19 protein-coding genes are annotated in these 21,870 nt (G+C 71.0%); 9 read left to right on the forward strand and 10 right to left on the reverse strand.

Annotation, left to right across the window (positions count from 1 at the left end; translation table 11 throughout):
• Window positions 1–87: 87 nt before the first annotated feature.
• The 5 genes from ACIBU0_RS19640 to hemB all read left to right on the forward strand — a co-directional run bounded on the left by ACIBU0_RS19640 (window position 88) and on the right by hemB (window position 6,558).
• On the forward strand, window positions 88–867 hold the full coding sequence (locus ACIBU0_RS19640) for a redox-sensing transcriptional repressor Rex (RefSeq protein WP_398819693.1): 780 nt from the start codon (window positions 88–90) through the stop codon (window positions 865–867).
• The gene (locus ACIBU0_RS19645; protein ID WP_398819696.1) at window positions 864–2,642 is read left to right on the forward strand and encodes a glutamyl-tRNA reductase; all 1,779 of its coding nucleotides are present in this window, start codon (window positions 864–866) and stop codon (window positions 2,640–2,642) included. The genes ACIBU0_RS19640 and ACIBU0_RS19645 overlap by 4 nt, the downstream gene beginning before the upstream one ends.
• On the forward strand, window positions 2,639–3,598 hold the full coding sequence (hemC, locus tag ACIBU0_RS19650) for a hydroxymethylbilane synthase (RefSeq protein ID WP_398819699.1): 960 nt from the start codon (window positions 2,639–2,641) through the stop codon (window positions 3,596–3,598). The genes ACIBU0_RS19645 and hemC overlap by 4 nt, the downstream gene beginning before the upstream one ends.
• Window positions 3,595–5,301 (forward strand): uroporphyrinogen-III synthase, encoded by a 1,707-nt coding sequence (locus tag ACIBU0_RS19655; protein WP_398819702.1) that lies wholly within the window; start codon window positions 3,595–3,597, stop codon window positions 5,299–5,301. The genes hemC and ACIBU0_RS19655 overlap by 4 nt, the downstream gene beginning before the upstream one ends.
• A 258-nt stretch (window positions 5,302–5,559) precedes the next feature.
• On the forward strand, window positions 5,560–6,558 hold the full coding sequence (gene hemB, locus ACIBU0_RS19660; protein ID WP_398819704.1) for a porphobilinogen synthase: 999 nt from the start codon (window positions 5,560–5,562) through the stop codon (window positions 6,556–6,558).
• 20 nt (window positions 6,559–6,578) lie between these two features.
• Here hemB and ACIBU0_RS19665 read toward each other — a convergent pair whose 3' ends face one another.
• Window positions 6,579–6,899 carry a hypothetical protein gene (locus ACIBU0_RS19665; RefSeq protein ID WP_398819707.1) on the reverse strand — a complete coding sequence of 107 codons (321 nt, stop codon included), beginning with the start codon at window positions 6,897–6,899 and terminating at the stop codon, window positions 6,579–6,581.
• Window positions 6,900–7,170: 271 nt separating this feature from the next.
• On the opposite strand from ACIBU0_RS19665, the gene ACIBU0_RS19670 reads away from it, so the two are divergent.
• Window positions 7,171–8,397, forward strand: a complete 1,227-nt coding sequence (locus tag ACIBU0_RS19670) for a PLP-dependent aminotransferase family protein (protein WP_398819710.1) — start codon at window positions 7,171–7,173, stop codon at window positions 8,395–8,397.
• Between the two features lie 19 nt (window positions 8,398–8,416).
• On the opposite strand, the gene ACIBU0_RS19675 is transcribed toward ACIBU0_RS19670, so the two are convergent.
• From ACIBU0_RS19675 to ACIBU0_RS19690, 4 genes are read right to left on the reverse strand one after another with little or no spacing between them, the layout of a single operon-like run.
• Entirely contained in the window at window positions 8,417–9,202 is a 786-nt protein-coding gene (locus tag ACIBU0_RS19675; protein ID WP_398819713.1) for a DUF4253 domain-containing protein, read from the reverse strand.
• Window positions 9,203–9,244: 42 nt separating this feature from the next.
• A complete protein-coding gene (locus tag ACIBU0_RS19680; RefSeq protein ID WP_398819716.1) occupies window positions 9,245–10,183 on the reverse strand; it encodes a DUF2690 domain-containing protein in 939 nt (312 codons plus the stop codon).
• Entirely contained in the window at window positions 10,180–10,722 is a 543-nt protein-coding gene (locus ACIBU0_RS19685; protein WP_398819719.1) for a peptidoglycan-binding protein, read from the reverse strand. Before ACIBU0_RS19685 ends, ACIBU0_RS19680 begins: the two co-directional genes overlap by 4 nt.
• Complete coding sequence (locus ACIBU0_RS19690; RefSeq protein ID WP_398819724.1) at window positions 10,665–11,039, reverse strand: helix-turn-helix transcriptional regulator; 375 nt, start codon at window positions 11,037–11,039, stop codon at window positions 10,665–10,667. The genes ACIBU0_RS19685 and ACIBU0_RS19690 overlap by 58 nt, the downstream gene beginning before the upstream one ends.
• Window positions 11,040–11,356: 317 nt before the next feature.
• Here ACIBU0_RS19690 and ACIBU0_RS19695 point away from each other — a divergent pair, with 317 nt between their 5' ends.
• Window positions 11,357–11,821 (forward strand): peptidoglycan-binding protein, encoded by a 465-nt coding sequence (locus tag ACIBU0_RS19695; RefSeq protein WP_398819726.1) that lies wholly within the window; start codon window positions 11,357–11,359, stop codon window positions 11,819–11,821.
• A gap of 76 nt (window positions 11,822–11,897) precedes the next feature.
• Here the strand turns inward: ACIBU0_RS19695 and argS are convergent, their stop codons facing one another.
• Window positions 11,898–13,661, reverse strand: coding sequence for an arginine--tRNA ligase (argS, locus tag ACIBU0_RS19700; protein WP_398819729.1), 1,764 nt, complete (start codon window positions 13,659–13,661; stop codon window positions 11,898–11,900).
• 247 nt (window positions 13,662–13,908) lie between these two features.
• Here argS and lysS point away from each other — a divergent pair, with 247 nt between their 5' ends.
• Window positions 13,909–15,651 carry a lysine--tRNA ligase gene (gene lysS / locus ACIBU0_RS19705; protein ID WP_398819732.1) on the forward strand — a complete coding sequence of 581 codons (1,743 nt, stop codon included), beginning with the start codon at window positions 13,909–13,911 and terminating at the stop codon, window positions 15,649–15,651.
• A 59-nt stretch (window positions 15,652–15,710) separates the two neighbouring features.
• Here the strand turns inward: lysS and ACIBU0_RS19710 are convergent, their stop codons facing one another.
• The 3 genes from ACIBU0_RS19710 to ACIBU0_RS19720 all read right to left on the reverse strand — a co-directional run bounded on the left by ACIBU0_RS19710 (window position 15,711) and on the right by ACIBU0_RS19720 (window position 19,132).
• Window positions 15,711–17,006, reverse strand: a complete 1,296-nt coding sequence (locus tag ACIBU0_RS19710; RefSeq protein ID WP_398819734.1) for a DUF2637 domain-containing protein — start codon at window positions 17,004–17,006, stop codon at window positions 15,711–15,713.
• Window positions 17,007–17,200: 194 nt separating this feature from the next.
• A complete protein-coding gene (locus tag ACIBU0_RS19715; RefSeq protein WP_398819737.1) occupies window positions 17,201–18,097 on the reverse strand; it encodes a DUF3558 family protein in 897 nt (298 codons plus the stop codon).
• 138 nt (window positions 18,098–18,235) lie between these two features.
• The gene (locus ACIBU0_RS19720) at window positions 18,236–19,132 is read right to left on the reverse strand and encodes a DUF3558 domain-containing protein (protein WP_398819740.1); all 897 of its coding nucleotides are present in this window, start codon (window positions 19,130–19,132) and stop codon (window positions 18,236–18,238) included.
• Window positions 19,133–19,347: 215 nt separating this feature from the next.
• Between ACIBU0_RS19720 and ACIBU0_RS19725 the strand changes: the two genes are divergently transcribed.
• Window positions 19,348–20,541 carry an RtcB family protein gene (locus ACIBU0_RS19725; RefSeq protein ID WP_398819743.1) on the forward strand — a complete coding sequence of 398 codons (1,194 nt, stop codon included), beginning with the start codon at window positions 19,348–19,350 and terminating at the stop codon, window positions 20,539–20,541.
• Between the two features lie 40 nt (window positions 20,542–20,581).
• Here the strand turns inward: ACIBU0_RS19725 and ACIBU0_RS19730 are convergent, their stop codons facing one another.
• Entirely contained in the window at window positions 20,582–21,865 is a 1,284-nt protein-coding gene (locus tag ACIBU0_RS19730) for a GNAT family N-acetyltransferase (protein WP_398819746.1), read from the reverse strand.
• Between the last annotated feature and the right edge of the window lie 5 nt (window positions 21,866–21,870).

A 21,870-nucleotide genomic window follows, 5' to 3' on the forward strand; every position in this document is an offset into this window, starting at 1 on the left:
CGCGTTCACAAAGACATAGCCTGCATTCGACGGGGCGGTCTGAGCACGACTGACCGCCGGCAGTCCCGCTCTACCCGCAGGAGCACCGTGGCAACTGGCCGAACTCACCGACCGGCGACCCGTAGCCGAGGGATTCCCGAGGCCACCGTCGCCAGGCTTCCGCTGTACCTCCGTGCGCTGACCGCACTGTCGGAGCGCTCGGTACCCACGGTCTCCTCCGAGGAGCTCGCGGCCGCGGCGGGGGTCAATTCCGCGAAGCTGCGCAAGGACTTCTCGTACCTCGGGTCGTACGGGACCAGGGGTGTCGGGTACGACGTCGAGTATCTCGTGTACCAGATCTCGCGTGAGCTGGGGCTCACCCAGGACTGGCCGGTTGTCATCGTCGGTATCGGTAACCTCGGCGCCGCCCTCGCCAACTACGGCGGGTTCGCCTCCCGCGGCTTCCGGGTGGCCGCGCTCATCGACGCCGATCCGGCCATGGCGGGCAAGCCCGTCGCCGGGATTCCGGTGCAGCACTCCGACGACCTGGAGAAGATCATCCAGGAGAACGGCGTGTCCATCGGCGTCATCGCCACGCCCGCCGGTGCCGCCCAGCCGGTCTGCGACCGGCTCGTGGCCGCCGGGGTCACCTCCATCCTGAACTTCGCGCCGACGGTGCTGTCCGTCCCGGACGGCGTCGACGTGCGCAAGGTGGATCTGTCGATCGAGCTGCAGATCCTCGCCTTCCACGAGCAGCGCAAGGCCGGTGAGGAGGCTGCCTCCGACGGCGCCGGACCGGCCGCCGTCACCCGCGAGGAAGCCGCCGACGCCACGGAATCCGCCGACCAGGGGCCCGACGGGGACGTACCCGCCGTGATGCCGGCATGAGTCTCCTCGTCGTAGGGCTGAGCCACCGCAGCGCCCCGGTCAGCGTGCTGGAGCGGGCGGCGCTGAGTGCGGACGCCCAGATCAAGCTGCTGCAGGACACGGTCGCCGCCGAGCCGGCCGCCGAGGCCGCCGTGCTGGCCACCTGCAACCGCATCGAGCTGTACGCCGACGTGGACAAGTTCCACGCCGGTGTCGCCGAGCTGTCCACGCTGCTCGCCCAGCACAGCGGGGTGGGGCTCGACGAGCTCACGCCCTATCTGTACGTCCATTACGAGGACCGGGCCGTCCACCATCTGTTCTCGGTGGCCTGCGGGCTCGACTCCATGGTCGTCGGAGAGGGGCAGATCCTCGGGCAGATCAAGGACTCCCTCGCCAAGGCGCAGGAGCTGCACAGCGCCGGTCGGCTGATGAACGACCTGTTCCAGCAGGCCCTGCGGGTCGGCAAGCGCGCCCACTCCGAGACCGGCATCGATCGCGCCGGGCAGTCCCTGGTCACCTTCGGCCTGGAGCAGCTGGCCGCCGGGACGGACGTCACGGCGTGGGCCCGCGGCAAGAAGGCCCTCGTCATCGGCGCCGGCTCGATGTCCTCCCTGGCCGCGGCCACGCTCGCGCGTGCCGGTGTCGCCGAGATCGTCATCGCCAACCGCACCTACGACCGCGCCGAGCGCCTCGCCCAGATCCTGACCGAGGCCGGTGACCTGGACGTGCCCGCCCGCGCGGTACCGATGGAGTCGGTGCCGGTCGAGCTGACACGTGCCGATGTCGCCGTCTCCTGCACCGGCGCGACCGGCCTCGTCCTCACGGCCGAGGAGATCGCGTCGGCGGTGGAGGGCCGTACCGGGCGGCCGGTCGCCTTCGAGGAGGCCGCGAGCGGTAGTCGTACGACTGACAAGGCGCCGGCTCCCCGGACGAACGCCGACTCCGCCGACGTACGACAGACTCCGCTCCCGCCCACCAGCGTCGGCACCGACGAGAACTGCCCGCTGGACCTCACCGCCGTGCAGGGAGGTTTCTCTGTCCTCGGGGAGGCCGCCGTCGCCGGTATGGACGCGGCCACGCTGGAGCAGCACGCGGCCTGGGCGGCGGGCAGCGCCGTCGACCGGCGGGGTGGGGGTACCTCCCACGCCTTTAAGGCAGCGGGGGACGCCCGGCGCAGCCCCGAGGCCGACGCCGAGCTGATCACCGCGCTCGCCGCGACCGTGGCCACCGTCGGCCGGATCCCCGAGCGCCGCAAGCCCGAGCCGGTCGCCGAGGCGCCCCGCCTCACGCCGGTCCTCTCCCTGCTCGACCTCGCCATGCCGCGCGACATCGACGCGGCCGTGCACCGGCTGGCCGGCGTGCGGCTGGTCGACATCGAGTCGCTGGCCGACGCTTCCGCCGACGCTCCGATGGCGGCCGACGTCGACCAGGTCCGCCGTATCGTCTCCGACGAGGTCGCGGCCTTCGGGGCGGCGCTGCGGGCCGCGCACATCACGCCCACCGTCGTCGCGCTGCGCACCATGGCCGCCGACGTCGTGGCCAGCGAGATCGCCCGTCTGGAGGGCCGCCTCCCGGGCCTCGACGACAAGCACCGCAGTGAGATCACGCAGACCGTGCGGCGCGTGGTCGACAAGCTGCTGCACGCCCCGACCGTCCGGGTCAAGCAGCTCGCGGCCGAGCCCGGCGGCGCCGGATACGCGGACGCGCTGCGCACCCTGTTCGACCTCGACCAGGAGACGGTGGCCTCCGTCTCCCGGGCCGAGGACAGCACCGAGAAGAACCGAGGCCCACGATGACTCAGCAGCCACTACGCCTCGGCACCAGGCGCAGCAAGCTCGCCATGGCCCAGTCCGGGCAGGTCGCCGACGCCGTGCGCCGGGTGACCGGACGGCCCGTCGAACTCGTCGAGATCACCACGTACGGCGATGTCTCCCGCGAGGCGCTCGCGCAGATCGGCGGCACGGGAGTGTTCGTCACCGCGCTGAGGGATGCGCTGTTGCGGGGCGAGGTCGACTTCGCGGTGCACTCCCTGAAGGACCTGCCGACCGCACAGCCCGAGGAGCTGATCCTCGCGGCCGTTCCCGAGCGGGAGGATCCGCGCGATGTGATCGTCGCGCGGGACGCACTGAAGTTCACCGACCTGCCGCGCGGGGCGCGCATCGGTACGGGTTCGCCGCGCCGGATGGCGCAGCTGAACGCGTATGCGCGCGCCCACGGGCTCGATATCGAGACGGTTGCGATTCGCGGCAACGTGGATACACGGATCCGGTTCGTGCGCGATGGTGAGCTGGATGCGGTGGTGCTGGCTGCGGCCGGGCTGAACCGCATCGGCCGCATCGAGGAAGTGACCGACTTCCTGTCGGTCGACACCGTTTTGCCCGCCCCCGGCCAGGGGGCTCTGGCGATCGAGTGCACCGCGGACAACGCGGACCTGGTCGCCGCGCTGGGCGAACTCGACGACCCGTTCACGCGGGTCGCCGTGACCGCCGAGCGGTCACTGCTCGCCGCCCTGGAGGCCGGTTGCAGCGCCCCCGTGGGCGCGTTGGCCGACCTGTTGGCCGACGGGCAGATTGTCAAGGAAATGCGCCTGCGCGGCGTCGTCGGCACGACCGACGGCACCCGCATGGTGCAGCTGTCCACCACCGGTCCCGTGCCCGAGACGCACGACCAAGCGCTGGCGCTCGGTCGCGAACTCGCCACCGAGATGCTTGCCCAGGGCGCGGCCGGTCTGATGGGGGAGCGAGCACAGTGAGCCCCACCACCCTTCCCGCCGGCCTCGATCACGGGCACGTCACCTTCCTCGGTGCCGGACCCGGAGATCCGGGACTGCTGACCCTGCGCGCCGTCGAGGCGCTGGCGAACGCGGACGTACTCGTCGCCGAGCATGAGGTGCTCGACGTCGTACGCCGGCACGCCAGAGCCGGTGTCGCCGAAGTGCACACGGACACGGGTCCCGATTCGGACGCCGCTCCGGGCACAGGCACGCCTCAACTAGCGGTTGTTGACGGCGCGTCAACGACCGCTGGGCTACCCGCGGTGCGGGATGCCGCACATCTTGTCATGGAGGCCGCGCGCAGCGGCAGGCGGGTCGTGCGTGCGGTGTCCGGGGATCCCGGGCTCGACGCGTACGCCGCCGAGGAGATGCTGGCGTGCGCCGCGGCGGGCGTGCCCTTCGAGGTCGTGCCGGGTGTGGCCACGGCCGTGGGCGTGCCCGCGTATGCCGGTGTGCCGCTGCGGGACGCGCAGGGCGCCGATGTGCGGTTCGTGGACGCGCGGACGGCTTCGGACCGGTGCTGGACCGAGGTCGGGGCGTCGGACGGGACCGTGGTCGTGTCGACGACGCTGGATTCCGTGGGCGCGGCCGCGGGTGAGCTGGTGTCGGCGGGGCGCAAGCCCGATACGCCGATGACGGTCACCGTCGCCGGTACGACGACTCGGCAGCGGACGTGGACCGCGACGCTCGGGACCATCGCCCAGACGCTGAAGCAGGCCAAGGTGCTGCCCTCGCCGGAGGGCGGGCGGCCGGTGATAGCCGTGGTCGGTGAGCGTTCCGCCGCCGCTCAGCGTGAGCAGTTGTCGTGGTTCGAGTCCAAGCCGCTCTTCGGGTGGCGGGTGCTCGTGCCGCGGACCAAGGAGCAGGCGGCTTCGCTCTCCGACCAGTTGCGGTCGTACGGGGCCGTTCCGCACGAGGTGCCGACCATCGCCGTCGAGCCGCCGCGGACGCCTCAGCAGATGGAGCGGGCGGTCAAGGGCCTCGTCACCGGGCGGTACGAGTGGATCGCCTTCACGTCGGTGAACGCGGTCAAGGCCGTGCGGGAGAAGTTCGAGGAGTACGGGCTCGATGCTCGGGCGTTCGCCGGGATCAAGGTCGCTGCGGTGGGGGAGCAGACCGCCAAGGCGCTGATTGCCTTTGGGGTGAAGCCGGATCTGGTGCCCAGTGGGGAGCAGTCGGCGGCCGGCTTGTTGGAGGACTGGCCGCCGTATGACCCGGTGTTCGATCCGATCGACCGGGTGTTCCTGCCGCGGGCCGATATCGCCACGGAGACGCTTGTGGCCGGGCTCATCGAGCTGGGCTGGGAGGTCGACGACGTCACGGCCTACCGGACCGTGCGGGCCTCGCCGCCGCCGGCCGAGACTCGGGAGGCGATCAAGGGGGGTGGCTTCGACGCCGTTCTCTTCACGTCGTCTTCGACCGTGCGGAATCTGGTGGGGATCGCGGGGAAGCCGCACAACGTGACGGTGATCGCCTGTATCGGGCCCGCCACCGCGAAGACTGCCGAGGAGCATGGGCTTCGGGTGGATGTCATGGCGCCGGAGCCGTCTGTGCACAAGCTGGCGGAGGCGCTTGCCGACTTCGGGATGCGGCGGCGGGCGGCTGCGGTGGAGGCCGGTGATCCGGTGACGCGGCCGAGTGAGCGGCGGCCGGGGGCTCGGCGGCGGCGGTCCACGACGTAGGTGGGGTGGCGGTGGGGGTTCTCGCCCCCGCCGCCCCTACCCGTCCCAGCCTCCAGGGGGCTCTGCCCCTTCGACCCCGGTCCCTGGGGGCCTGCGGCCCCCAGACCCCCGCTTCGGCCCTGAAGGGGCCTCGTCCTCAAACGCCGGACGGGCTGAATTGCGCGGGCCGGCGCTGGGAAGTGGTCGCTGGTTGTGTGGCGTGGGGTGCCGACGGATCGTCGGCAAAGGTGCTGCCGGGGCGGGCGTAGCGTAGGTGGCATGACGACGTACGGATCCTTCCCCGGCACGCGGCCGCGGCGTCTGCGGACCAGCCCCACCATGCGGCGCATGGTCGCCGAGACCAGGTTGCACCCCGCCGACTTCATCCTCCCGGCCTTCGTGCGCGAGGGCGTCAGCGAGCCGGTGCCGATCGCCGCCATGCCGGGCGTGGTCCAGCACACGCGGGACAGCCTGAAGAAGGCGGCCGCGGAGGCCGTCGAGGCCGGTGTCTCCGGGATCATGCTCTTCGGGGTGCCGGAGGAGGCGAAGAAGGACGCCCTCGGGACGCCGGGGACCGATCCGGACGGGATTCTTCAGGTCGCCATCCGCGATGTGCGGGCCGAGGTGGGGGACGACCTTCTCGTCATGTCCGACGTGTGCCTCGACGAGACCACCGATCACGGGCATTGCGGGGTGCTCGACGCGCAAGGGCGCGTCGACAACGACGCCACCCTGGAGCGGTACGCCGAGATGGCCCAGGTGCAGGCCGACGCCGGCGCCCATGTCGTGGGGCCCAGCGGGATGATGGACGGGCAGATCGGGGTCATCCGGGATGCCCTTGATCAGATCGGGCGGGAGGATGTCGCCATCCTCGCCTACACCGCCAAGTACGCCTCCGCCTTCTACGGGCCCTTCCGGGAGGCCGTCGCCTCCTCGCTGAAGGGTGACCGCAAGACGTACCAGCAGGACCCGGCGAACGCGCGGGAGTCGCTGCGGGAGCTCGCCCTCGACCTCGAAGAGGGCGCCGACATGGTGATGGTCAAGCCGGCCGGGCCCTACCTCGACATCCTGGCGCGGGTCGCCGACGCCGTGGACGTGCCGGTCGCCGCCTACCAGATCTCCGGCGAGTACTCGATGGTCGAGGCCGCTGCCGAGAAGGGCTGGATCGACCGGGACCGGGCGATCTTGGAGACCCTGACCGGCATCAAGCGCGCCGGTGCGCGCAACATCCTCACGTACTGGGCCACGGAGGCGGCGCAGAAGCTGGGGCGCCGGTAACGGCCGTACCCGTCGTCTCGTCACCGTCCGTCCGACGCCGTGGCCGTGGGGCTGGTCGGGGTGGAGGGGCCCTCGTCGCGCAGGCCCTTGCCGTCCTCGCACGCGGTGAGCGTGAGCACGGCGATGGCCACCAGGGTGGCGGCGAGCAGCCGGGGTGCTCCGCTGGTGATGCCGCGATTCGAAGTGCCGCGATGTGTTGTCGGGCGACCGCGGCGCCGTTGTGGTTGGTCGCGCCCACGCGGCGGTAGCCGCACATCGATGACAGCCCCGCGCCCCTTGAGGGCGTGGCAGTGCAGCGGCGTTTGTCCGACCTGCTCAGTGGGGTGTGCGGACGCGGACATGGGGCGGCCCTCTCCTTTGGGTGGGGTTGGGGTCGGTCCTCAGCCTGCTTGATCGTCCGTGCCGGGTGCCACCTTCTGCCGGGAATTCGGGACGCCCGGGTGGGGGGACCGTCGCTGACCTGCGGGGTTGGCATGTCCCGCAGGCTCGGTGTGGGACGCCGGACGGTGATGTCCGTATCCCGGAAACCTGCTTGTAGGTGGCATGTAGTTCTCTAGGCTGCCCGGCACGAGCTGTCACCCCCCTCGTCGTCGTAGCCGAAGGAGCCGTGCCATGACCGTCGTTGAACCCGCGCCCCACCCTCATCCTCACCCTCGCCCCCACACCGCCGCCCTGCCGTCGCCGGCCGCGCGGACCGGTGCGGTCGCTGGGTCGCCCGTGCGGGAGATCCTGGCCGTCACCGCCCGGCCCGAGGTCATCAACTTCGCGGGCGGGCTGCCGGCGCCGGAGCTGTTCGACCGGGAGGGCATCGCGGCCGCCTTCCGTGACGTGCTCGCCGAGACGCCGGCGCAGGCCTTGCAGTACTCCACGACGGAGGGCGAGCCGAGCCTGCGGGCGGGGCTCGCCGGGCGCATGTCGGCGCGGGGGCTCGCCACCGACGCCGACGACCTGCTCGTCACCACCGGCTCCCAGCAGGGCCTGTCGCTGCTCGCCACCGCGCTGCTGGACCCCGGGGACACCGTCCTCGTCGAAGACCCCTGCTATCTGGCGGCACTTCAGGCCTTCGGGCTCGCCGGCGCGCGGGTCGTGGCGGTCCCGGGGGACGCGGACGGGGTGGATCCGCGGGCGCTGGAGGAGCTGGTGGCGCGGGAGCGGCCGAAGCTCTTCTACACCGTGCCGACCTTCCAGAACCCGACCGGCAGAACCCTCCCCGCCGAGCGCCGGGCGGCCGTCGCGGAGGTCGCCGCCCGGTGCGGGGTGTGGATCGTCGAGGACGACCCGTACGGCGAACTCCGCTACGACGGTGAGCGCGTGCCCTGGATCGCCTCGTACCCGGGCGCCGAGGACCGTACCGTGCTGCTCGGCTCCTTCTCCAAGGTGATGGCACCCGGTCTGCGGCTGGGCTGGCTGCGCGCACCGGCCGCGCTGCGGCGTGCCTGTGCCGTCGCCAAGCAGGCCGCCGACCTGCACACCCCTACCGTCAACCAACTCGCCGCCGCCCGCTGCCTCACCGGCCTCGACGCCCATGTGACCCGCGTCAGGGACGTCTACCGCGAACGCCGCGACGCCATGCTGGCGGGGCTGGCCGAGGCGCTGCCGGACGGCTCGACGTGGAACCGTCCGCAGGGTGGCATGTTCCTCTGGGCCCGCCTGCCGGGGTCGTACGACACGACTGCCCTGCTCCCGAAGGTGGTGCAGCACAACGTGGCCTACGTCCCCGGCGCGCCCTTCTACGCCGGTGAGCCCGACCGGTCGACGCTGCGGCTGTGCTTCGTGACGCAGACGCCGCAGGAGATCGCGGAGGGGCTGAGGAGGCTGGGGGAGGGGTTGCGGGGCTGAGGGAGCCCCTCAGTGCCCGTCAGTCCCACCAGAAGTGCCAGGCGGGCTGGTTGAGCAGCTGGTGTGCGGCGTACGCGGTGAGAGTCGGGTCGCTGCCCTGCCAGATGTTGTCCGGGCAGAACGCGAAGTGCTCGACGGCCAGGGCCTCCGCCTCGGCGAGGGTGGTGGGCGGGGCGGCGACGGACACCAGCAGGGTGTCGAAGCCGAGCGCCACGACCCGTATGCCGAACCGGTCCTCCCAGGAGCGGAGCACCGCGGACAGACGGCCGGTGTCGTTCTCGTGGTTCGCCGGGCCCATCCAGCCGATCGCCGTGGGGATGTCGGCGCTGCGGCGGGCCGGGACGAGGGCGAGACGGGGGTCCTTGAGGGGGCCGCCGCCGTCGAGGAGGGAGTCCACGACGGCGGAGGCCGCGGACTCGGCGGATTCGGGGTCCGGGTCGTCGCCGGCGCCCTCGGTGCCGGACAGGCCGGGCCAGTCCGCGTCCTCCTCCGCGTACTCGTCCCAGAACTCCTCCAGCACCTCCTCGGCGTCGTGATCCCCCGGGTACGACATCTCGCCGGGCATCAACTCCCACAGCTCCGGCCCGCCGTGACCGGCGCCGACGTCCAGCACGACCGGGAGCAGACCGACGGACGGTGCCGTCCGCCGCAGCGCGGCCCAGTCGCCGGGAGCCGCCCGGCCGTCCGCCAGCCACAGCAGTGGCTCGTGCCACGGCCCGTCGTCCGTCGTATCGACCAGTCCGCCGGGTGGGAGCCGCAGACCGAGGGACGCGAGCCTCGGCAGCGGGTTGGGAAGAGTCGCCATGCCGGGGACTTTAGGCGGTGCCACTGACAATGAGCGGCCCGCTCACCCGGCCACCCGGCCGTCGAAGCACTCCCCCTCGCCGCCCGCCGCGGGACGGAAGCAGGCCCGCACGACGGTTCCCGGGCGGGCCCCGGTCATGGGGGTGTAGACGTAGGAGTCCGCGTCGACGGCGTCCTGGACCTCCGCGCTGCGGACGGGGCCCGCGGGATCCTCAGGCCCGTCCCGCCCCACCGCCGCCATCTCGATCCGGTCGCCGATCCGCGTCCCCCACATCCGAGCCCAACTCGCCCCGCACTCCTCGCTGTAGCGCAGTTCCATCAACGCCCCGCCCGCCGTGCGGTGCTCGGCGAGAGTCGTCGGCGCCGCCGCGCACTTCATCCTCATCGGGTCCTTGCCCTCACAGACCGCACCCCGGCAGCGCGGCTCGGCCGCGGCCGGAGGCGGGGACAGGGACGACCGCGGCTCGCCGTCCCGGTGCGGCAGCAGCAGAGCCACCGCGGCCACGCCCCCGACCGCCAGGGCACACACGGACGCGAGCACGGCCACGGCCACCGCGGTCCGGTGCACGGCACCGGCATGCGCAGCGCCACTTGCAGACGTGACCTCCAGGAGAGAGGGGGACGGAGCCGGTGGGGCGGGCGGAGGGGGAGATCCGGTGGGAGGCGGAGGTGCGGGCGGGGACGCGGGCGGGGTCCCGGGCGGAGACCGTCTCGCTTCCGGCGGCCGTCCGCCGCGCCCGCTCCCCTCCGCCTCCGCGATCTCCCACAGCGCCACGCAGCGCCCCTCCGGCTCGCCGGCGAGGCGGCACAGCTCCCGCACCGCGTCGCGCGGTGGCAGCGTCCTGCCGTGGAGGTAGCGGTCCCAGGAGGACTTGCTGAACGCGGTCTTCGCCGCGAGGCCGGCCAGGCTCAGACCGGTGCGGGCCTTCAACTCCCCCAGCGCGGCGGCCAGTCGGGCCCGTTCCGGTGACGGTGTCGTCATCGCCGCAGAGCCTTCCAGGTGTGCGGCCCGACGATGCCGTCCACGACCAGCCCCGCCCGCTCCTGCAGCTGTCTGACCGCGCGTTCCGTCAGCGGACCGAAGATCCCGTCGATGCCGCCCGGCGAGATGCCCGCCCTGCGCAGCAGGCATTGCACCTCGGCCACCTCCTGCCCGGCGTGGCCGTGCGCCAGGACGGCGTTCCGGGTGCGGCTGTTGCCCGCGTACCAGCGGCCGTCGATCCGCTCGATGCGGCACCGGTACGGCGGCTCCGAGGGCGAGTCCCCCTCAGGCACCGACGCGGCGGACGTGACGGGCCCGGCGGGCGCGACGACAGGAGCCGCCGCTCCCAGGCCCCCGCCGCCGGCCAGCCGTACGACGAGCAGCACCGCCGTGCAGACAGCCAGCACCAGTGCCACGGACCCCGCCACGAGCGCGACGCGCAGCGAACCGCCAGGGATCCGCACCCGGTTGACCTCGACCGTCAGGAGCTCCGGCCCAGTCGAGGCCGGTTCCGGCTCCGTCGTTCCCGGTGCCGCCATGTCGGGCATCGAAACGTCTCCGGGCCCGCCGCCGTCACGCCCCCGCGTCTCCTCGACCACGCCTCCGCGGCGACCTCGTGCAGCGCCAGCAACCGGGTCGGATCCTCGCCCCCCACCCGGGCCAGCGCCTCGACGGCTGCCCTCGGTGGCAGCGACCTGCCGCCCAGATACCGTTCCCAGGACTTCGGGCTGTACTCCGTCCTCCCCGCCAGCCCGCGCAGGCTCAGCCCGCTGTGGTCCTTCAGCCGGCGCAGCCGTACCACCAATTGCCGTACGCGCGGATCCAGTTCCGCGGGCAGCGCTGCCCAACGCGACATGTTCCCCCCACTCGCGTTCACGGTCCGGGCCCCTGGTCCGTGGTCAGCGGTCCCGCGCCCGGTCGCATTCTGCATCAGCATCCGCGGCCCCGCAGCGGAAGCGAGTTCCCGCCCGGGTAAGAAATCGGCCACCGTACGCCACAGCCGTCCCGCCGTGACGTCCCGGAGGGCGGCGTTCGCACAGCTCATCGGGTGGGACGTCCCGCGATGACGTCGGTTGTGCGGCACCTGTGGCGACCCCCACCGCCCGCCCCGCACTCTCGTCTCGCCAGCCGGCGGCAGGGACCGCCACCCGACCCGGAGCGAGAGGGAAACGCATGCGACCCAATGTCTGGACGAGGACCCTCGTCAGTGTCGGCGCCGTCGTCGGCCTTGCCGCCGGAGGCATCGCGACCGCGGGCACCAGCTTCGCCGCGCCCGCATCGAAGCCCGCCGCGAGCTCCGGGCGCTCCGGCGTCAGCGTCCTCGCGGTGAACAACCTCGGCCTGAGCACCACGGAGGCCAAGTATGTCCAGTGCTGGATCCAGGACTACTGGGGCTACACCGGCGCCCTCGACGGACAGCTGGGCACCAACAGCTGGAAGGCGCTGCAGCGCTGGCTGAAGGCGAACTGGGGCTACAACGACGACATCGACGGGATCGTCGGCCCCAACACCATCAAGGCCCTGCAACGTGACCTGAAGGCATACCACGGATACACCGGCGCGATCGACGGCATCGCCGGATCGGGAACCAAGGCGGCGTTCAAGGACTTCGCGGCGGACTCCAGGCAGTACTGCTGAGGGGCCGGCCCGAACCGACCGCGGCCCGTCCGCTCCCCGCGGGGAGCGGACGGGCCGCGCGCGTTTCCTCGGGCGCTCAGAGCCGCTCGGGCGTCCGGATGCCCAGCAGGGCCATGCCCTGGTGCAGGGTGCGGGCCGTGAGGTCCACCAGGAACAGGCGGTTCTCCGTCTGCTCCGGGGTGTCGGCCTTCAGGACCGGGCACTGGTCGTAGAACGTCGTCAGGTGCGTCGCCAGCTGGTACAGGTACGCGGCCAGCTTGTGCGGTGCGTACTCCGCGGCCGCCTCGAAGACCGTGTTGCCGAAGGCGTCCAGGTGCAGGCCCAGTGCCCGTTCCGCCGGGGCGAGTTCGAGGTCCGGGTGCGCGGCCGGGGCAGTCCCCTCGGCCTTGCGCAGGATCGACTTGATACGGGCGTACGCGTACTGGAGGTAGACCGAGGTGTCGCCGTTCAGCGAGACCATCTGGTCCAGGTCGAACTTGTAGTCCCGGTTCGGCGAGGTCGACAGGTCCGCGTACTTCACGGCGCCGATGCCGACGTACCGGCCGTTCTCGACGATCTCCTCCTCGGTCAGGCCCACCTTCTCGGCCTTCTCGCGCACGACCGCGGTGGCCCGCTCGACAGCCTCGTCGAGGAGGTCCTCCAGCCGGACGGTCTCGCCCTCACGGGTCTTGAACGGCTTGCCGTCCGCGCCGAGCACCGTGCCGTAGCCCATGTTGTGCGCGGTGACGTGCTCGCTCAGCCAGCCGGCCCGGCGGGCCGTCTCGAAGACCATCTTGAAGTGGAGCGACTGACGTACGTCCACGACGTACAGCAGCGTCGTCGCGTGCAGGTCGAAGACGCGGTTGCGGATCGCGGTCAGGTCGGAGGCCGCGTAGCCGAAGCCGCCGTCCGCCTTCTGCACGATCAGGGGCACCGGCTGGTCGTCCTTGCCGCGGATGTCGTCGAAGAAGACGACGAGCGCACCCTCGGAGCGCACCGCGACACCCATCTCCTCCAGGAGGCGGGCGGTCTCGGGCATCCCCTCGTTGTACGCGGACTCGCCGACAATCTCCTCGTCGCGGATCTCCATGTCCAGCTTCTCGAAGACGGAGTAGAAGTAGACCTTCGACTCGTCCACGAACTGCTGCCACAGTTCGAGCGTCTCCTTGTCGCCGGACTGCAGGGCGACGACCCGCTTGCGCGCCCGCTCCTTGAACTCCTCGTCCGCGTCGAAGACCGCGCGCGACGCCTTGTACACCCGGTTCAGGTTGCTCATCGCCTGCTCGCCGTCGACGTCGTCGGCCGGGGCCAGCTCGCCGGGGTGCTCGAACAGGTACTGGATGAGCATGCCGAACTGGGTGCCCCAGTCGCCGATGTGGTGCCGGCCGATCGTCTTCTCGCCGGTGAAGTCGAGCATGCCGCGCAGGGCGTCGCCGATCACCGCGGAGCGCAGGTGGCCGACGTGCATCTCCTTCGCCACGTTCGGCTGGGCGTAGTCGATGATCGTGGTGCCCGCGTTCTCCTTCAGCGGCACGCCGAGGCGCTCGCCGTCGGCGTACCGCGCGGCCAGGTTCTCGGTGATCGCCCGGTCGGAGAGCGTGATGTTCAGGAAGCCGGGCCCGGAGACCTCGACGTCCTTGATCACGTCACCGGTGACGACCTCGGAGACGACCTGCGTCGCCAGCTCCCTGGGGTTCGCCTTCGCCTTCTTGGCCAGCGCAAGGATGCCGTTGGCCTGGAAGTCGGCCCGGTCGCTACGTCGCAGCAGCGGGTCGACTCCGTCGGCTTCCGGGAGGGCGGAAGCGAGGGCGTCGGCGAGCTGCTTGTTGACGGAGTCGCTGAGGGATGTGACCGGGGCCATAGGAATGGGTGCCGTTCTCCTCGGGGGGATGGATAGACACGGTCAGTATCCCATGGGGGGTAAAGGGGTTTTTGCGGCTGCGAGCTCGGGGGGTGCTGTGCATGGCCGGGTGCGGGACGGTGGGGGCTTGTCGCGCCCACGCGGCGGAGCCGCATATCGACTCGTCCCGCGCCCCTGGTTGGCGGCTGCGCCGCCTAAACTGGGGGCGCCAGCCGTTGACCGTACGGCTGCCTGGAGAAAGAAGGACGTGCCGATCGTGGCTCAGAGCACCGAGACCACCGACTGGGTCTCCCGTTTCGCGGATGAGGTCATCGAGGAATCGGAGCGTCGGGCCCCGGGCAAACCGGTCGTCGTCGCGTCCGGGCTGTCTCCCTCCGGGCCCATCCACCTGGGCAACCTGCGCGAGGTCATGACCCCGCACCTCGTCGCCGACGAGATCCGGCGGCGCGGATATCAGGTCCGGCACCTGATCTCCTGGGACGACTACGACCGGTACCGGAAGGTGCCGGCCGGGATCGCAGGGGTCGACGACACCTGGGCCGAGCACATCGGCAAGCCGCTGACCTCCGTGCCCGCGCCGAAGGGCTCCGCGCACCCGAACTGGGCCGAGCACTTCAAGGCGGCGATGATCGAGTCGCTCGCCGAGCTCGGCGTGGAGTTCGACGGGATCAGCCAGACCGCGCAGTACACCTCCGGCGTGTACCGCGAGCAGATCCTGCACGCCATGAAGCACCGGGGCGACATCGACGCCGTTCTCGCCCAGTACCGCACCAAGCCCAAGGCCGGTGCCAAGAAGTCGCAGAAGCCGGTCGACGAGGCCGAGCTGGAGGCCGCCGAGGGGTCGGGCGCGGCCAGTGAGGACGACGGCAGCTCCGGGTCCGCCGGGTACTTCCCGTACAAGCCCTACTGCGGCAACTGCGAGAAGGACCTCACCACCGTCACCTCGTACATCGACGACACCACCGAGCTGTCGTACACCTGCAACGAGTGCGGCTTCGCCGAGACCGTCCGGCTCAACGAGTTCAACCGCGGCAAGCTGGTCTGGAAGGTCGACTGGCCCATGCGGTGGGCGTACGAGGGCGTCGTCTTCGAGCCCAGCGGCGTCGACCACTCGTCGCCGGGGTCGAGCTTCCAGGTCGGCGGGCAGATCGTCGGGATCTTCGGCGGCCAGCAGCCCATCGGGCCCATGTACGCCTTCGTCGGGATCTCCGGCATGGCGAAGATGTCGTCCTCGCGCGGTGGGGTGCCCACCCCCGCCGACGCGCTGAAGATCATGGAGCCGCAGCTGCTGCGGTGGCTCTACGCCCGGCGCAGGCCCAACCAGTCCTTCAAGATCGCCTTCGACCAGGAGATCCAGCGGCTCTACGACGAGTGGGACAAGCTGGACGCGAAGGTGGCGGACGGGTCCGCCCTCCCCGCCGACGTCGCCGCGCACTCCCGTGCCGTGCGCACGGCCGCCGGTGAGCTGCCGCGTACGCAGCGGCCGCTGCCGTACCGGACGCTCGCGTCCGTCGCCGACATCACCGCCGGGCACCAGGACCAGGCGCTGCGGATTCTGAGCGAGCTGGACCCGGAGAACCCGCTGAGCTCCCTGGACGAGGCGCGGCCCCGGTACGACAAGGCCGAGGCGTGGATCAACACGCACGTTCCCGCCGACCAGCGGACCATCGTGCGTGACGAGCCCGACGCCGAGCTGCTGAAGTCCCTCGACGAGGCGTCCCAGCAGTCGGTGCGGCTGCTGCTCGACGGGCTCGCCGAGCACTGGTCGCTGGACGGGCTGACCCACCTGGTGTACGGCGTGCCCAAGGTGCAGGCCGGGTTCTCCGCGGACGCGACGCCCAAGGAGCTGCCCGCCGAGATCAAGACGGCTCAGCGGTCGTTCTTCGCGCTGCTGTACCACCTGCTGGTCGGGCGGGACACCGGGCCGCGGCTGCCCACGCTGCTGCTGGCGGTGGGGCAGGAGCGGGTGCGGCGCCTGCTCGGCGAGTAAGGCTGTAAGCGGTACGGGAAAGGGGCCCTCGGATCGAGGGCCCCTTTCCCATGTACCGGTCAGGCGATGTGTTCGTCCGTCAGTTCCGCGTTGAGGCGGTTGGAGAAGCGGTTCACCATGCGCTTGGCCTCGGACTCGTCGAGCGTGACGCCGTACGTCGCCTCCACGTCGGCCATCAGGCCGCGCGGGGTGGGCGCGCCGTTCCCGCTCTTTATCGACTCACGGAAGACCAGGTAGTAGTCCTCCTCGGTCGGCTCCGGAGTGCCTCCGCCCTCCCCGAGCTCACGGGTGCGGCCGGGAGTCACCGGGATGGGAAAGGTGCCGGTCTCCTCCGGAGCGGGCTCCTGGACCGGCGGCTCCTCCTGGTACTGGTCCTGGTACTGCTCCGCCTGGAGCTGCTCCTGGTACCAGTCCTCGTAGTGCTCCTGGGGCTCGTACGTCGGGTTGTAGCCGCCGTGGTACTCGACCTGGCGGGGGGTGTTGAACCAGTCCTGTACGTATTCGGGCTGTTCGGCGTCCTGGCTGCCGGCCAGCTGGGGGCGCTGCTCGCCGGGAGGTGCCGCCCTCTGCGGGACGGGCGCCGCCCCAGCGGCACGACTGCCCGCAGCGGGAGCGGCCACGGCCGCATCGGCCATCTCGGCCGCAGGCGCCACGCTCAGGGCCTGCTTCGGTGCCGGGGGCAGCAGCGCGGGCTCGATGCCCGCCGCCGCGAGCCCCGCCGGAGCCGTCTCGGCCAGCGGGACGCCGTAGCGCGCCAGACGCAGCGGCATCAGCGACTCCACCGGTGCCTTGCGCCGCCATGCCCGGCCGAAGCGGGAGCGCAGACGGGCCTGGTAGACCAGGCGCTCCTGCTCCAGCTTGATGACCTGCTCGTAGGAGCGCAGCTCCCACAGCTTCATGCGACGCCACAGCAGGAACGTCGGGACCGGCGACAGGAGCCAGCGGGTCAGGCGGACGCCCTCCATGTGCTTGTCGGCCGTGATGTCCGCGATACGGCCGATCGCGTGCCGGGCCGCCTCCACCGCCACCACGAAGAGCACCGGGATCACGGCGTGCATGCCCACACCCAGCGGGTCCGGCCAGGCCGCGGCGCCGTTGAAGGCGATCGTCGCCGCCGTCAGCAGCCACGCCGTCTGGCGCAGCAGGGGGAACGGGATGCGGATCCACGTCAGGAGCAGATCCAGGGCCAGCAGGACGCAGATGCCCGCGTCGATGCCGATCGGGAACACATAACTGAAGTTCCCGAAGCCCTTCTTGATGGCCAGCTCCCGGACGGCCGCGTACGAACCGGCGAAGCCGATGCCGGCGATGACTACGGCGCCGAACACGACCACGCCGATGAGAACGCGGTGCATCCGAGTCAGCTGCGGTGGCGCGGCCACTCGTACTCCCCTCCCAATGCGTGTTGTTGCGCGCAACAGAGTGGCACATCCGTGCGGCGAACGGATTGCCGGTACGGCACGAGCCCGGTCCCTGGTGGAGACCGGGCTCGTGCGACAGACGGGGCTGAGCTGCGCGTTGTGACGCAGTGGTGGGGCAGGTGTGACGGTCAGCTCTTCTTCGACGCTGACGTGGACGGGGACTTGGACGCCGTCTTCGAGGGGCTGCCGGACGGGGACTTCGAGGGAGACTTCGAAGCCGACTTCGAAGGGGTGCTGCTCGGCGTGCCCGCGCTGCCGCCGCCGCTGCCGTTGGCCTTCGTCACCGCGGCCACGGCCTCCTTGGCCGCCTTCTGCGCCAGCTTGTTCAGCGTGTCCGCGCTCGGGGTCTTGTCACCGGCCAGGCCGGCGCCGTTGTAGTCGAGGGTGACGACGACGTTCTCCACCCGGGCCACGACCGCCTGCTGCTTGAAGGAGCCCTCCTTCTTCTTCAGGTCGTAGCGCACCGCCGTCGCCTCGTCGCCCACCCCGGCGACCGGCTCCGACTTCACGTTCTTCGCGCCGCTCACCGACCGGGCGTCCTGGACCTGCGTCTCGTAGTAGTCCCGCGCCAGCTTGTCGGCCGACCCGCGCGTGACGTCCGAGTCGAAGCGCAGCAGGGAGACATTGAGCCAGCGGAACTGCGAGCCCTTCACGCCGTTGTTGTCGAGGCTGCTCCAGGAGCAGGAGCCACGCGACTGGCCGTCGTCCGACGAGCCCTTCTTGCCCGACTTCGCCTTCGGGACCAGGTCCTCCAGCGTCTTCTTCGCCAGCACCTTGCACGGCTCCGGCAGCGCCGCGTACGCGGCCGCCTGCACCGTCGGCGACGGGCTCTCGGACGCCGACGCCGAGGTCTTCGCGCTGCTGTCGGTGGTGCCCTCGTCCGAACCGGAGTCCGACGAACAGGCCGCGGCCATCAGCATCACGGGGACGACGCCTGCGCCGACAAGGACCCGGTGAAGGCCCTTCACCCGCCGCTCACGCTGCTCACGCCGGTCACGCTGCTCTCGCTCTGCTGCTCGCTGCATGGTTCCTTCACTCATGACTGACACTCGTGGTTCCTGCGGTCGGATCGGGGTCCGAGGGGCCACGGTACGCGGTGAAGAAGCTGTGTGGTCTCGTTTCGGTTACGCCGCATGCGGGTGCACGAGGGCTGCCGCAAGGCGCTACTCGGCCAGCGCGTCCGCCAGTTGCGCGGCCAGATTCCGGGCGCTGTCCTGCATTTCCTCGCTGTCCGGGACCGCGCCGACGGTCGCCGGCTGCTCCTCGTACACGATCCTCACGATCACGTTGGACGTGCGGAACGCCACAGTCACCGTGCGCTGCTGCGCCGTGGAACCGGAGCCGCCGAGCTCGTCGTCGAGGAACGCCTCGTCCCCGAGATCGTCAAGGACGCGGGGCTGAAGCTCGGCCGAGGTCACGCCGTCGGTGGAGCTGGAGGCGGAGGGAACGGAGGAGGTGGAGGAGGAAGAGGGCGAACCGGATGAACCGGATGAAGTGGATGAAGTGGACGTGGATGCCGAAGCCGAGGCCTTCGGGGAGGGCGATCCGCTCGGACCGGCGGACGAGCCCCCCTCGCCGCTGTCGGCGTCCGCGGCGACGGAACTCGTCGGCACCGGAAGGTCGGCCGCCTCCTGCTGCTTCGCGAAGAGCTGCTCGGCCTCGCTGTCGTCGCTGACCGTCTTGTCGTACGACACCACACGCTCGAAGTCGACGAAGAGGTGATCCGTCGCCTCCGTCGACTCCACCTTCCAACGGCAGCCGACCTTGCGGTCCGTGTCGAAGGTCAGCGTCGGCGTGCCCTCGTACGCCTTCTCCTGCTGCTCCGCGTCCGGGATCTGCTTGATGCCGGGCAGCAGCGCGTCGAGCGTGTCCTCGTCGATCACCCCGCACGGCTCGGGCAGTGTGCGGTACCGGCCGGGCTCGGCCGCCGCGGTCGCCGTACCGGCGTCGCCGGGGTTGGAGTCGTCCGTCGCGCCGCCGTCGTCGGAGCCGCCGGTGCAGCCGGCCAGCAGCGCCGCGAGGAGCGCGGCGACGCCGGTTACGTACGCCTTCCGCTGCACGGTCAGGCTCCTCTCGACGGTGGTCGTATGGCCGGTGCGTTGCCGGTCTCCCAGTGTCCCCGCTGGTTATTCGCTTGCTGCGCGGGGGCGCTCCCTGGAGACAATGTGTATCGCACGCACTGCCGTGGACGCCGGTCCGTTGTCCCATTTCGCCGACCTGGCGCCGGTTTTGCGATTTCAGACTTGTGTTTTGTTTCCGGGGGATAGAGGACGATATGTCGTACGTGGAGATGCCGGGCGCCAAGGTCCCGATCCGTATGTGGACCGACCCGGCGACGGTCGAGGACGTGGCCCTGCAGCAGCTGCGCAACGTCGCGACCCTGCCGTGGATCAAGGGCCTCGCCGTGATGCCGGACGTGCATTACGGCAAGGGGGCGACGGTCGGGTCCGTCATCGCCATGCAGGGGGCCGTGTGTCCTGCGGCGGTGGGGGTGGACATCGGATGCGGGATGTCGGCGGTCAAGACGTCCCTTACCGCGAATGATCTGCCGGGGGATCTGTCCCGGCTGCGGTCGAAGATCGAGCAGGCCATTCCGGTGGGGCGGGGGATGCATGACAGTCCCGTTGAGCCGGGGCGGTTCCATGGGGTGGCCACCGGGGGGTGGGATGACTTGTGGGGGCGGTTCGACCGGGTCGCTGAGGCGGTCAAGTTCCGGCGGGAGCGGGCCGGTTTGCAGATGGGGACGCTCGGATCCGGGAATCACTTTGCAGAAGTAAATGTATGTGATTCTGGATCTGTGTGGCTGATGCTGCACTCCGGTTCCAGGAACATCGGCAAGGAACTCGCCGAGCATCATATCGGCGTAGCCCAGAAGCTCCCGCACAACCAGGGTCTGGTAGACCGTGACCTCGCTGTCTTCGTGGCGGACACTCCGCAGATGGCGGCGTACCGCAACGACCTGTTCTGGGCGCAGGAGTACGCCAAGTACAACCGCACGATCATGATGGCGCTCCTGAAGGATGTCATCCGCAAGGAGTTCAAGAAAGCAAAGCCGACCTTCGAGCCGGAGATCTCCTGTCACCACAACTACGTGGCGGAGGAGCGGTACGAGGGCATGGACCTGCTCGTGACCCGTAAGGGCGCAATTCGGGCCGGCTCCGGCGAGTACGGGATCATCCCGGGTTCCATGGGAACGGGCTCGTACATCGTGAAGGGCCTCGGCAACGAGAAGGCCTTCAACTCGGCCTCGCACGGTGCCGGTCGGCGCATGAGCCGTAACGCGGCCAAGCGTCGCTTCACGACGAAGGACCTGGAGGAGCAGACGCGGGGCGTGGAGTGCCGTAAGGACTCCGGTGTCGTGGATGAGATTCCGGGTGCCTACAAGCCGATCGAGCAGGTCATCGATCAGCAGCGGGACCTTGTGGAGGTCGTGGCGAAGCTGAAGCAGGTCGTCTGTGTGAAGGGCTGACGAGTGAGGCCCCCGGCGGGAACCGGGGGCCTCACTCGTCTCACTGATCGCCTGTGAGGTGCGCGAGCCGCTTCTCCAGCAGCGTCACCGCGTACGGGCTGCCCAAGCCGTCCTCCTTCGCGCGCTGTTCGCCGGCGACCGTGTAGCCCGCCGCTTCGTAGTACGCGCGCAGGCGGGGGTTGGAGGCGAGGCAGTCCAGGCGGGCGTAGGGGCGGCCCGTTGACGCGATGCGCTTCTCCGCCTCGGCCAGCATCCGGCGGCCCGTTCCTGGCGGAGCCGTGTGCGGGGTCGTCATCAGGCGGTGGATGTAGCCCGCGTCGGGTGGGCGGGGGCCCCAGGCGGCCGGGTCGGTCCACCAGAGCTCCCAGGCGCCGGCCAAGTGCTCATCCGCGTAGGCCAGCCAGACTTCGCCCTCCTCCATGCGCCGGCGGAAGTGGGCCTCGTCCTTCTCGCCGGGGCGCCATTGGTCGATCCCGCGGGCGAGTTGCCACAGGGCCGCCGAGTCGCGGAGGTGGACCAGGAGGGCGGCGTCGGAGGGGGTGGCCTTGCGGTAGGTCAGGGGTGGCCAGGTCGCCGGGGCGGGTTCCAGGAGGTGGGTGCGGAGGGTTTGGGCGAGGGAGGGTGCGTCGAGGCCCAGGGTCTGGGTGACGTAGTCCTCGATCGAGCCGTGGTGCGTGGTGAGGGACGACAGGAACAGGCGCATCACCGACGCCGGAGCCCGGCCGAAGCCGAGCCATGTCGGCTCTCGGCCGCCGTTCTTCGCCCGCCAGTCGGAGAGGAGCGCCGGGGCCGCCAGCTCCGTGAGGGTGAAGTCCTCGACGAGCGTCGTCTCGTCGACGCCGAGCAGGGCCAGGACCAGCGCCGCCAGCAGGCCCGTGCGGTCCTTGCCGGAGGCGCAGTGGAAGGCCAGGGGTTCGTCCGCCTCCGCCGCTTCCGCCACGAGCTCCAGGGCCCTGCGGATCTCCTTCGTGCCGTCCTGTGCCACCTCCAGGTAGCGCTCGGCCAGGTAGGGGCCGACGTCCACCCCCGGGTCCAACGCCGCCTGGTTGTACGGGCGGTGCTCGATGCTGAGGTTGTGGTAGGTGAAGGAGGCGTCGTGCGGGATGCGGCCGTTCCTCTCGATCTCCCAGGGATAGCGCAGATCGATCACCGTGCGGATGCCCAGGGAGAGGAACCGGGACCAGTCCGGGGTCGCTTCCGCCAGCTTGCCCAGGGAGTCCGCGCGGTAGAGGCGGCCGGGGCGGATACGGCGGCCGTCCGCGGCCGGATAGCCGCCCAGGTCGCGGAAGTTGCGCAGGGCGTCGAAGCGTATGTGTCTGTCCACCCTGC

The organism is Streptomyces sp. NPDC049627 (assembly GCF_044465645.1).
Taxonomy (GTDB): domain Bacteria; phylum Actinomycetota; class Actinomycetes; order Streptomycetales; family Streptomycetaceae; genus Streptomyces.